Origin of the sequence: Actinoplanes oryzae (genome assembly GCF_030757795.1) — a bacterium.
GTDB lineage: Bacteria > Actinomycetota > Actinomycetes > Mycobacteriales > Micromonosporaceae > Actinoplanes.
On sequence record NZ_JAUQWH010000014.1, the window covers coordinates 1 to 11,913 of the forward strand.

Consider the following 11,913-nt stretch of genomic DNA (forward strand, 5'->3'; position numbering starts at 1 on the left):
ACCTTCTCCGGGCACCTCGACCAGATGATCCCCGCAGCCGCCGGGGCAGTCGGCCACTGGTACGTCACCGACGTCGTGGCCGACGCGGTCATGGACCTGGCCCGCCAGACCGTCGAGTGGGGCAAGGACCTCCTCGCCTGGTTCCAGGACCTGCTCAAGGGCGCCGTCGCACCCGTATACATGTTCATCGACGCCTGGAACTGGGCCGACGTCAAAGCCCACGCCAACGGCGTGGCCGCCAACCTGTCCGAACAGAACCTCGCCGTCGACAACTCCGACTGGTCCGGCGCCGCCCGCGACGCCTACATCAGTGCCCTCGGCGCCCAGTCCTCCGCCGCGACACGTATCGGCTCGATCGCCGCCAGTACCCAGATCAACCTCATCGCGTGCGCCGCCGCCGGCCTCACCTTCTACCTCGCCCTGGCCGCCGTCCTGGTCAAACTGATCGCCGCCGCCGTCACCGCGCTGGCCGCCTTCGGATCCGGTGTCTTCTCCTGGGCCGGCGCCGCCATCATCCTCGAGGAAGCCGGCGTCAACACCGCCATCATCGGCGCCGCGCTCGCCACCCTGACAGCCTTCCTCGGGCTGCAGGTCACCGCCATGATCAACCTGCACAGCGACGCCATCGATCCCACCAGCTTCCCCCGCGGCGCCTGGCCCCACCCGCACACCGAGCAGTACCACGACGCCACCGTCACCGACGGCGACGCCGACTGGTCCCTCCAAGGCGACTGAGCCGGCCTCAGCACCCGCTCTGCCGTCGATCCGGGTTCCCCCGGTCGCGGCGTGGTCAGCCGGCGGACGCGAGCGGCGCTCGATCGCGCGGGGCTGCCACACCGGCCAGCTGTCACGGCTCTGCCAATCAAGCCGTCGACGGGCCTCGCCGGACGCCCAGCCATGATCTTCGCCGGTATTGTGCGGGGACACTGCGGCGAATCAGGAGGTGTCATGGGGGCGAAGACCGCTCTGCTGGCTTTTACCGACGGCGACTTGCGGCCGGCGCTGCTGGGCGCGACCCCGTCCGACGCAGCGGAGGCGGAAGCCGTGGTCCGGGAGATCCTTCCCGGGTACGAGGTGACATTGGCGGGCGACAGCACCCTCGATGTGACCTATCCGCCCGACGACGTCACCCATGTCTCGGTCCTGCCCGGAGCCGAGCTGCTGTGCGATCGCAGGCTCGTCCTCGACCGTCCTTCGGAGCTGCCCGAGCACCTGCTTCGAGCCGGCGCCGGCAGGCGGATCATCATGCACGGCATGCACTCGGTCGTGGACTGGCTCTGCTTCGCGGTCTGGGAGGACGGGAAGCTGATCCGCTCCTTGAGCCTGTCGCCCGACGGCGGCATCGAAGAGAACATCGGCGAGCCGTTCGACTTCGAGCGCCCCTATTGGGACGGACTGCATCCGCTCGAGCCAGATCCGGCGTGGGAGGACCAGGATCCCTATCCGCTGCCGTTCCATCCCTTGGAGCTGGGCGAGGTGGCGCTGAACGCTTTGTTCGGCTTCGTCATCGAAGGCATGCCCGATCCGGACAGCATCGACGCCGGCGGCGTTCACATGCATGTCTTCCGCGTCGGTGACCCCTCCGGTCAGGAGCAGGAAGCACGCGAAGCGGCCTACGAGCGGGCGATGCGCGACATGGGCCCGCCGCGGATGTTCCGGATGGGCCCGGACGGCACGATGCAGGAAGTCAGCTGGGATGACCCACTTCAACCCTGACGGCGTTCACAGCCGCCCGAGGCCGCTGTGTCCGCCTGGTGCAGCAGTTCGCGCATGACGGCGACGGCGGGGCCGTACTTGACGGCTGCGCGCTGCGCCTTCGGGCCGGGGGTGTGGATGAGGCCGACCGGCTGACATCGTCCGGCGGGAGCTTGCGGCGGCGCTCAGTCGTCCGGCGAGCCCGGCCGAGGTCATCACGACGAACGCCCGGCCCCGGCCGACGCCGACCATCGGCAGCGCCATCGCGGTCGGGTGAGCGGATCACTCCGTGGCGGATTCGCCGAGCGAGGCCTTGATCGCGGTGACGCGTCTCTGAAGATCCGTCAGCGAGTTCTCGATCCGTGTCATGCGCCGGGACGCGGCCTTCAGCCGTTCCAGGTTGGTGGACCTGCGTTGCGGCTCGACGATCTCCTGCGACTGCTCGCTGATGTCCCGCAAGGTGTCGAGGGTGGACCCGATCCGATCCATCAGCTTGCTGGTGTTGTCGATGGTCGTGTCGAGCGACCCCGGGGGTGGCTTCTCCGTCGAGATCGCCACGAGGTCGGCTCGGTAGAGGTTGACCAGCTCACGGGCCTCGGGCAGTTCGGTGACGAGAGCGTCCAGCGCCGGATTGAGCTGTCTCGTAGCCTCGGCCAGCTTGCGCATCACTTTGGGCCTGGCCTTGTTCACCTCGGACTTCTTGATGTTCTTGTCCTTCTCCGTGGCGCTGCCACTTCCGGCCAGTTGCCGGGCTTCGGGAATCCACCCGGCCAGCTCGGTGAACAAGGAGCGGATCTCCTTGAGCTGATCGGCGAGACTCTCCCGGTCGGCCCGAGTGCGGAAGGTGACCTCGCCGTGCTGCAGCCACCCCGCGATCCGGGTGACGTCGTTCGGCGAGAAGCCCCGGGGGAAATCCTCCTTGTCCAGCGGCTCCGTGACGCGAGGGTCGTTGTTCAAGGTCTGCTGCTTACCGGTACGGGTCGGCGCGTACTCCACCTGGATCCGTTCGTAGCCGATGTCATCCGCGTCGTCCCGGGCCCCCGGACGATTCCCCCGGTGAAAGGCCTCCATGCGCCGCCCGCCGTGGCTGTCGTAGTCGGCCCGGGGCTTCTCCTCGAAGTAACGCACCTTGAACCCCAGCATGGCGATGGCTTCGAGGTTGCCGCTACGCGCCCCGAAGTGGCGGGCCTCGGAGAACTTGCGATCAAAATAGTCGAAGAGCCGGAACTGCCCGGTCCGGGTGTTGCCGCCCCACGCCGTGAGCAGCGGAGATTTCCGCCTTTCCCAGAATTCCGTCAGGTCGTACGCGTTGTTCTCCCTGGCCAGCAAGGTGCTGTACTTGCCGGCGGAGGCGGCGTCCTTGCCGGAGTCGCCGACGATGACGACCGGCTGGGAGCCGCCGATCCGGTCGATGATCTGGCCCATGCCCTCGTAACTGGTGTCGTGCTCGGGATGGGCTTCGCCGCGTTTGCCGCTGAAGCGGGACCACAGGATCGCGATGGCACTGCCCTCCGTGGGCACTCCCAGGCTCGACAGCCACTCGGCGATGGGCTCGTCCCAGGCGCCCGCCTGGCCGGACCCCTTCTCGTTCATCCCGCCCCACTGCTTGCGCAGCCGGTTACGGGACTGGGCGTTGAAGGACGCCGCCACGTCCTTGGTGGCGTCCGTCGTGTACTTCGGAACCACGCCGGCCTGCTGTTGTGTGTAGCCCTCCGCCTTCAGGAAGATCCGCTTCGATTCGATGCCCGACTCGAGGTAGAACTTGCGGATGGCGAGGCTGTGGTCCTTCTTGCCGCTACCGGCCGCGGCGCTGCCCTCGGCCGTGGCGTCCTGCCGGTCGATGAAAACGTTCATGGTCGGCTTTCGCAGCAACACCTCGGCGATGGAGAACTGGTCACCCGTCGCATAGGCGGGCTGGACCAGCACCTCGGCGGAGGGCGGAGCCATCTGCGTCTCCGCGGCGTCGGTCGCATCGGGTGCGGAGATCATGCGCTGAACCGTCCGGCCGGCCAGCATCCGCTCGACAGCCGCATTCCCGGCCGTGCGCTGCAGCGTCTGAATCGCAGCCGACCCGGCCGGGGCCCCCGCGACGGCTGAGCTCACCTCCGCCTCAGCAGACCGCCGACCAATTTCCGGCGACGTGACAGTGGCCTTGCGCGAAACCATACGCTTCACACGCGCAGCCTATTGCACCACGGCAGGGTCGCGACATGTCTGAACCGACCCTAGGGCAGCAGCCGCATGCGTGGCTTGACAGACTCCTCCGGCACCCGGTCGTACCGACAGCCCCGGCGCCGCATGCGCGGGCGGCGGGTCAGCCGACGTGGATGTGGGGCCGGCGGCGGCGGTCGTGCTCGGCCTGGCGGACCATTTCCCGGGTGACCGGGGCGACCTCGCCCTGGCCGAAGAACAGGTAGCGCAGGAAGTTGGCCGCCGGGTTGCCTTCGGTCCATTCGAAGTAGATGTGCGGCCGGCGCCCGGTCAGGTCGCGGATGTGCAGCAGCGTGGCCGCCAGGGCGCTCGGCACCGAGGAGCTTTCCACGGTGAGCACCCGGTAGCGGTGGTGCAGCACCTCGCCGTGCAGGCGCAGCTCGGTCTCGAAGTCCGACGCGTCGCGCACGGTCACCTCGACGAAGATGAGGTCGCGATCGTCGGCCAGATCGTTGTCCGCGATGATCTGGGCGATCTTATCGCTGTACTCGCGGGCGTCGCGGCGGTCCGGCTCGTTGGCGATCAGACGCACATTGCGCCGCCCGAGCTCGCTCAGGAACTGCGCGGCCACCTCGTCCGTCTCGATGCCCGTCACCCGCAGCTCGAAGGCCCGGAACAGCCGCGACAGCAGCGAGATCACCAGAATCGCGCCGATGAAGCACGCCGCGATGCGCACCCCGTCGGGGCGTTCAAAGACATTGACCACCGTCGTGTACGCGAACACGACCGCGATGATCCCGAAGCCCCACACCCGCGCCCGCTGCCCCCGCCGGTGAGCTGACAACGTCACCGCGACCGCCGCGGAGGTCATCAGCACGAGCACGCCCGTGGCATAGGCGCCGCCCTGCGCGTCCACGTCGGCGCGAAAGATGATCGTGATCAGGAACGCGGTCAGGGTGAACACCAGCACCAGCGGCCGCACCGCCCGCGCCCAGCCCGGCGCCATGCCGAACTTGGGCAGGTAGCGAGGCACCAGGTTGAGCAACCCGGCCATGGCGGACGCCCCGGCGAACCACAGGATCGCGATCGTCGACACGTCGTACACCGTGCCGAAGGCCGCGTCCAGGTTCTCGTGCGCCAGGTAGGCCAGGGCCCGCCCGTTGGCCTCCCCGCCGTCCTCGAACTCCCGCTGCGGGATGAGCACGGTCGTCACCACGCTGCTGGTGAGCAGGAAGCAGCTCATGATGACCGCGGCCGTCGTGAGCAGCCGTTTCGTGCCCCGGATCCGCTCCGGCAGGTCGCCCTTGACCTGCGGCATCACCGCGACACCCGTCTCGAAGCCGGACAGGCCCAGCGCCAGCTTCGGGAAAACGAGCAAAGCGACAGCGACCATCATGAGCGGATCGCCATGCTGCGTGGTCAAGGCCGTCGTCCAGTCACTGACCTGCGACGGGTGCGTGATGACACGGACGAGGCCCTGGGCGACCACCACGACGTTGAGCGCGAGATAGACGCCCACCAGGCCCACCGCGATGCCGATCGCCTCGGTGAAGCCCTTGAGGAACACGCCGCCGAGCAGCGCGATGAGCACCAGCGTGACGATCACCTCGTGGCCCTGCAGGGCGGCCGGCCAGTACGGGTTCTCGTCGATGTGCGCCGTCGCGTCCGCCGCCGACAGCGTGATCGTGATGATGAAGTCCGTCGCGGCGAAGCCCAGCAGGGCGAGCACGAACAGCTTGCCCTTCCAGAACGACAACAGCTTCATGAGCATGGCGATCGAGCCCTCGCCGTGCGGGCTGTCCGCGGCGACGCGCCGATAGACCGGCAGCGCCCCCAGCAGCGTCACCAGCACGAGCACCAGCGTCGCGACCGGGGACAGCACGCCGGCGGCCAGCGCCGCGATGCCGGGCTGATACCCGAGCGTGGAGAAGTAGTCCACACCGGTCAGGCACATCACCTTCCACCACGAGTGCGGTTTCTCCCCGCCCTCGCCGTGCGGCCCCTGATGCTGGCCGGCCTGCTCGTTGAGGCCCTTCAGGAGCCATTCGCTCATCACCACGGGCCTGCGTCGTCCTCTCGCGCTGCAACTCTGGGGTGAATAGTGGCGCGCCGTGATCCGCACCGCCCGCCCCGCGGCGTTAAGAACGCGTAGAGATTTCCCGTACGCGCCGTCAAAGCCCCGTATCCACCCCTGTCCGGCGCCGCGCGGCCCGCCCGAGCATCGGGTCATGACCCTCGCCGAGCTGCTCCCGACGTTCCGCGCCTCGCTGCGCCATCATCTCGACCCCGCCGTCTGGCCGGCCACCGCCCGCTGGGGCGACCACGGCGACCTGCTGATCGGCGACGTCCGCGCCACGACGCTCGCGGCGACCTACGGCACGCCCGTGCACGTGCTCGACGAACATGACGTCCGGACCAGGTGCGCGGAGTACGTGGCGGCGTTCGGCCGGCGCGGGGTCTCGTACAGTGCGAAGGCGGGCCTGACCACCGGCGAGGCCCGCTGGATAGCCGGGGCCGGGCTCGGCTGTTACGTGGGTTCGGCCGCCGACCTGCGCACCGCGCTCCTGGCGGGGTTCCGGCCCGCGCGGCTGGTCCTGCACGGCACGGCCAAATCCCTGCACGACCTTGATGCCGCGTACGACTGCGGTGCCGCCGTGGTCGTCGGCACGCCCGGCGAACTGGCGGCGGTCGAGGCGCGCGCGCCGCTCGGACAGCGCGTGCATGTCCGGGTGACGCCGTCAGCTGCGGGCCGCACCCGGTGCCGCTACGGCTTCCGGCTCGGCTCGAGCGCCGCCCTCGACGCCGTCGCCACCGTGCTGCACAGCCGCAACCTGCGCCTGGCCGGGCTGGACTGCTCGCTCGGTCACCAGCTGAGCCGCTTCCAGGCGTACGAGGCGTGCGTGCGCGAAGCCGTCGCCTTCTGCGCGGTTGCGCGAGCGCGCACCGGCGCCGATGTGCGAACGCTCAATCTGGGCGGCGGGCACGCCGTGGCGTACAGCGGTCACGACAGCGCCTTCGCGGTGGCAGCCTTCGCCCGCCGCATCCGTACGGTCCTGCGGCTCGCCGCCGAACGTCACGCCGTGCCGGAACCGGCGCTCACCGTCTCCCCCGGCCGTGCCCTGGTCGCCCGGGCCGGCGTCACCGTTCACCGCGTCGCCGAGGTCACCACGCTGACCGACGGGCGGCTGACGGTCGCGCTCGACGGCGCCGTTCCCGACTGCGCCACGGCGGCGGACTGCGCGGGCCGCCACACCGCCGAACTCGCCGGCCGCGTCTCCGAGGCCCCGATGCGCCTGGCGATGGTCACGGCGGGTCACGCCGCCGCCGGCGTGCTGGTGCCGGCCATGGAGCTGCCCGCCGACGTGACCGTGGGCGACATCCTCGTGGTGGCGGGCACGGGCGCGTACCACCATCGCCGTGACCCCTTCGCGGGGCGGCCGCCGGTCGTCGGGGTGGCCGGCGGGCTGGCACGCACCCAGGTGCGCCGCGACACCGTCGACGATCTGCTGCATCGAGTCGTCTGACCGCCCGGCGGTGCGGGAGCCGGTCGGGTCAGCGGTGCGCGTCCAGCTGGGCGAGCAGGTCGTCGACGGGGCCGAAGGACAGCACGCCGCTCGCCGCGCCGGCCAGCTGACCGGCGGCGGGCAGCAGCGCCTCGTGCAGGCGGGCGCACGCGGCCCGGTCCCCCAGCGCGACCGCCGCCCGGGCGAGCAACGCCAGCCGCGCTTCGAGCAGCAGGTCGTGGGGTGAGTCGGGCGCGGCGTTCAGGGCGGCCGCCGCCTCCTCGCGCCGCCCCGCGCGGGCCAGCAGCCACGGCCGCGCCCACGGCTCATACGGCCCGAGCCCGTCCCCGTCCGGCGGCGAGAAGGCACCGGCCTTGCCCCGCGGCGGGAAACCAGCGAGCTCGCCCGAGAGCCACGTCAGCCCGGCGAGCCCGTCCTCCACGCCCGGCATGCCACCGGTTGCCAACCTCGCGAAGGCCGTGTCGTAAGCCTCGGCAGCGTCTCCCCCGGCGACCGCCGCGCCCAGCGCCCGGGCGAGGCCGGTGAAGATGGCGACGGCAGGCAGGTCGTACTCCCCGGCCAGCCGGTCGGCGGCGTCCGCATGCTTCTCGGCCGCCGTGCGGTCGCCGAACGCGCAGGCTGCCTGCATGCGTACCAGATGGCCGAGCACCTCGAAGGTCACCAGCCCGTGCCGCCCCGCCACGTCGACGAGCTCGGCCCCGATGGCGTCTCGCTCGGCGGCGAGCCCCGCCCGCGCACAACCGTGCAGGAAACGCGCATTCAACGCGAGCACCAGCAACGCCGGATCGCCGAGCTCACGCGCCAGCAGCTCGGCCTCCCCGGCTGCGCGCAGGCCCCGCTCGCCGGTCTCGCCCCGCAGCTCCAGCGCCAGCGCGCACAACAGCCGCGCCCGCAGCGCACCCCGGGTGCCGGGCAGCGCCCCCGAGACCGCCGCGGCGATCCGCGCGGACAGCACCTCGTCGTCGTTGCGCGGCCAGATCGCCGGGACGTCGAACCCGGCCAGCGCCCGCGCCAGCAGCTCGGGGTCGGCGGCGGCCGCCTCGACGGCCTGCACCCGCAGCACGCGGCTCTCCCCGAGCCGCCCCAGCACGGCGAGCGCGCGCCCCAGCCCGGTCAGCGCGGCGACCTTCTCCCCGGGCGTCGCCGCGCCGGCAACCGCTTGCCGCCACAGCCGGGCCGCCTCGTGCGGATTGCTGCGTGCCTCCGCCTCGACGGCTGCCGCGCCGGCGTGCCGGGCCGCGCGGGCGCCGTGGGATGCGCCCGCCCGGCCGTAGTGGTGCGCGAGCAGGGCGTGCGCGCCGGGGCGGGCGCGTTCGATCGCCTCGGCCGCCTCGGCGTGCCACCGGCGGCGGCGCAGCTCGGACAGGTCGTCGTAGAGGGTGTCGCGTACCAGGATGTGGGTGAAGCGCAACCCCTCCGCCTCCGTGAGGAAGCCCGCGTCCAAGGCGGCGTCGACCGCATCCAGGACGTCGCCGCCGGCCAGCGCGGCGAGCAGGTCGGGATCCACGTCGCGGCCCAGCACGGCGGCCCGCTGCAGCACCTCGCGGCTGCCGGCCGGCAGCCGGGCGAGGCGGTGCCGGAGCACGTCGCGCACCCCGTCGGGGATGCGCTCGCCGGAGCCCGCCAGCCGCGCCAGCTCGCGCACGAAGAACGGGTTCCCGCCGCTGCGCCGATGGATGTCGCGCACGGCATCGGCATCCACGGCGGGCCCGGCCACCGCGGCGACCAGGGCGCCGACCTCCGCCCGGCCGAGCCCGCCCAGCCGGATCCGGACCGGTTCGGTCTTCGCCCAGCGCGCCAGCATCGCGGCCGCGGCCGGACCCACCTCACCCGGCCGGTACGTGACGACGACCAGCCCCCTGCCGCCCTCGATCAGCCCGCCGAGCACGTCCAGGCCGTCGCCGTCGGCGTAGTGCACGTCGTCGGCGACCACCAGCAGCGGCGCCTCCCCCGCGCCGGGCAGCACCGGCCACAGCATCGGCGCGCCGTCGTGCTCGGGCCCGCGCGCCCACACCGACGGCCAGCCCAGCCGGCGTACGACCTCCTCGGCGAACGCGCTCTTGCCCGCGCCCGCCTCGCCGGTCACGAGCACCACGACGGCGCGCCGCCCCGCCAACGCATCGGCGGCGGCCTGCTCCACGACGGCGACCTCGGCGGCGCGCCCCACGAAGACACGCCCCGGCCCGGCGACGGCCCGCGGGCGCTCCGCCGTCAGCGCGGGATCCTGCACGAGCACCGCGGTCTCCAGCTCCCGCAGCCGTGGACCCGGATCGACGCCCAGCTCATCCACCAGCGTCTTGCGGGCCTCCCGCAGGCTCTCCAGCGCCTCGCCCTGGCGCCCCGAGCGGTACAGCGCCAGCGCCAGCAGATGCCACGCGTCCTCCCGCAACGGCCGCTGCGCCACGTGCGCGCGCAACCCCGGCACCGCCTCCGCCGCCCGGTCCAGCCGCAGCAGCGCCTCGCCCCGCCGCTCGACGGCGAGCATCCTCAGCTCCTCGAGCCGGTCACCCTCGGCGCGGGCCCAGGCCGTCTCGGCGAATTCTTCGTACGCGCCCCCGCGCCACAGCCCCAGCGCCCCGTCCACCAACCCGAGCGCCTCGCCGGGGGCGACGCGTCCCGCCCGGGCGACCAGCTCCTCAAACTCCGCCGCGTCGAGCGTGGCCGGCGGCTCGACCCGCAGCGCGTACCCGGGTGGGCGGGTGACCAGCAGCGACGGTGCCTGTCGCGGCGCCCGGCCCGGCTCCAGGGCCCGGCGCAGATCGGCGACGAAGGTGCGCAGCGCGGCGACGGCACCGTCCGGCGGGGTCTCCCACAGGTCCGTGACCAGCCGGTCCACCGACACGACGCGGCCGCCGGCGATGAGCAGCCGCGCCAGCAGCGCCCGCTGCAGCTTCCCGCCCAGGGCGGCGTCCGATGCGGCGATCGGCCCGAGCACCTGGAATCTCACGGGATCCCATCGTAGGCGCCACTCATCCGGCACTGACCCGGCACTCATCGCGGCGCGCGAGGGTGGCTCCATGACCACGTTCCCTGGCTTCGATCAGCTCACCGTGCCCGTCGCCGACGGGGTGTCGCTGCGGGCGGCGGTGGGCGGCACCGGCACGCCGATCGTGCTGCTGCACGGCTTCCCGCAGACGCACCTGATGTGGCGCCACGTCGCCGCCGACCTCGCGGCCGACCACACCGTCATCTGCCCGGACCTGCGCGGCTACGGCGCCAGCAGCAAACCCCACAGCCCCGACGGTACGGCCTACAGCAAGCGCACCATGGCCGCCGACATCGTGGCCCTCGCCCGCCACCTGGGGCACGACCGGTTCGCCCTGGCGGGACACGATCGGGGCGCCCTGGTGGCCTTCCGCGCCGGGCTCGACCATCCGGACGTCGTCAGTCACCTGGCGCTGCTGGACACCGTCCCGACGCTGGACATGTGGAGCGTGCTGCACGGCGCCGACGCGGCCGTGGCGTTCCACCTCTACCTGATGGCGCAGCCGCCCGGCCTGCCCGAGACGATGATCGCCGCCGCCCCGGACGCCTTCTTCGCGTACTTCCTCGACAGCTGGACCCGCAGCCCGGAGGCGATGCCCGCCGCCGTACGCGAGGAGTACCTGCGCGCCTCCCGCGAGGCGGTCGCGTCGATCGTGGCGGACTACCGCGCCTCGGCGACGATCGACATCGCCGACGACACCGCCGCCCGGCACGCCGGGGCGAAGCTGACGATGCCGGTCACTGTGCTCGCCCAGGACTGGGGCGCGGTGCTGGGCTACGACGCCTCGGCCGTGTGGCGGGCGTGGGGGCCCGACGTGATCCAGGAGACGGTCACCTGCGGGCACTTCATGGCCGAGGAGGATCCCGCGGCGGTCAGCAAGGCCCTGCGCGCCCTGCTGACCCGCTGACGGCTCAGGGCGCCGCGCCGCGCAGGATCAGATCGACCAGCGCCTCGGCGTAGCCCTCCCGCTTGACCCGCGGATTGAAGTTGAACACGTTCTGCGCCATCGACGGCGCCGTGAGCAGCAGCAGCGTCAGCTCGATGTCGAGGTCGGGCCGCAGCTCGCCGGTGCCGATGCCGCGCTCCAGCACCTCGCGCATCACCTTGCGGCGCGGCTCGAGGATGGCCTGGTAGACGGCGTGCATCTCCGGGTTGCGCACCGCCTGCGGGATGAGGCAGGCGGCGGCCTTTGAGTAGTGCTCGCTCTTCTTGGTGTGCGGCGGCGAGACCAGCGCGATCAGGTCCTCGCGCACCGAGATGCCGGCGGGGGCCGGGGGCGGGCCCTTCATCCGGGCCGCGGCGTCGATGAGCAGGGCCTCCTTGTTCGGCCACCGCCGGTAGATCGTCGCCTTGCCCACCCCCGCGCGCGCCGCGACCGCCTCCATCGAGATCGCGTCCGCGCTCTGGCCCTCGCCCAGCAGCGTGATCAGCGCCTCGATGATGGCGTCGTCGGCGCGCGCGTCACGGGGCCGCCCCAGGGACTTGCGCCCCGGGTCGGCTCCCGCGTCCACGCCGGCCGTCGTCATACGCTCCATTGTTACCGAGCCTTTACGCGGC

At 72.2% G+C, this 11,913-nt stretch carries 8 protein-coding genes; 4 read left to right on the forward strand and 4 right to left on the reverse strand.

The features are described 5' to 3' along the window. Both RBH18_RS07290 and RBH18_RS07295 read left to right on the forward strand, forming a co-directional pair. The coding region (locus RBH18_RS07290) for a hypothetical protein (protein ID WP_306205185.1) at window positions 1-735 on the forward strand (735 nt) is incomplete at its 5' end. Between the two features lie 213 nt (window positions 736-948). After that, window positions 949-1,716, forward strand: a complete 768-nt coding sequence (locus tag RBH18_RS07295; RefSeq protein WP_306205186.1) for a DUF6928 family protein — start codon at window positions 949-951, stop codon at window positions 1,714-1,716. A 261-nt stretch (window positions 1,717-1,977) separates the two neighbouring features. Here the strand turns inward: RBH18_RS07295 and RBH18_RS07300 are convergent, their stop codons facing one another. Further along, on the reverse strand, window positions 1,978-3,684 hold the full coding sequence (locus tag RBH18_RS07300; protein ID WP_306205187.1) for a hypothetical protein: 1,707 nt from the start codon (window positions 3,682-3,684) through the stop codon (window positions 1,978-1,980). 325 nt (window positions 3,685-4,009) lie between these two features. Then, window positions 4,010-5,899 (reverse strand): APC family permease, encoded by a 1,890-nt coding sequence (locus RBH18_RS07305; RefSeq protein ID WP_306205188.1) that lies wholly within the window; start codon window positions 5,897-5,899, stop codon window positions 4,010-4,012. A 175-nt stretch (window positions 5,900-6,074) separates the two neighbouring features. On the opposite strand from RBH18_RS07305, the gene RBH18_RS07310 reads away from it, so the two are divergent. Next, window positions 6,075-7,370: a diaminopimelate decarboxylase family protein gene (locus RBH18_RS07310; protein WP_306205189.1), complete on the forward strand. Its 1,296-nt coding sequence runs from the start codon at window positions 6,075-6,077 to the stop codon at window positions 7,368-7,370. A 28-nt stretch (window positions 7,371-7,398) separates the two neighbouring features. Here the strand turns inward: RBH18_RS07310 and RBH18_RS07315 are convergent, their stop codons facing one another. After that, complete coding sequence (locus RBH18_RS07315) at window positions 7,399-10,317, reverse strand: BTAD domain-containing putative transcriptional regulator (RefSeq protein WP_306205190.1); 2,919 nt, start codon at window positions 10,315-10,317, stop codon at window positions 7,399-7,401. Between the two features lie 70 nt (window positions 10,318-10,387). Between RBH18_RS07315 and RBH18_RS07320 the strand changes: the two genes are divergently transcribed. Then, window positions 10,388-11,263: an alpha/beta fold hydrolase gene (locus RBH18_RS07320; RefSeq protein ID WP_306205191.1), complete on the forward strand. Its 876-nt coding sequence runs from the start codon at window positions 10,388-10,390 to the stop codon at window positions 11,261-11,263. Window positions 11,264-11,267: 4 nt separating this feature from the next. Here the strand turns inward: RBH18_RS07320 and RBH18_RS07325 are convergent, their stop codons facing one another. Continuing rightward, complete coding sequence (locus tag RBH18_RS07325) at window positions 11,268-11,882, reverse strand: TetR/AcrR family transcriptional regulator (RefSeq protein WP_306205192.1); 615 nt, start codon at window positions 11,880-11,882, stop codon at window positions 11,268-11,270. Between the last annotated feature and the right edge of the window lie 31 nt (window positions 11,883-11,913).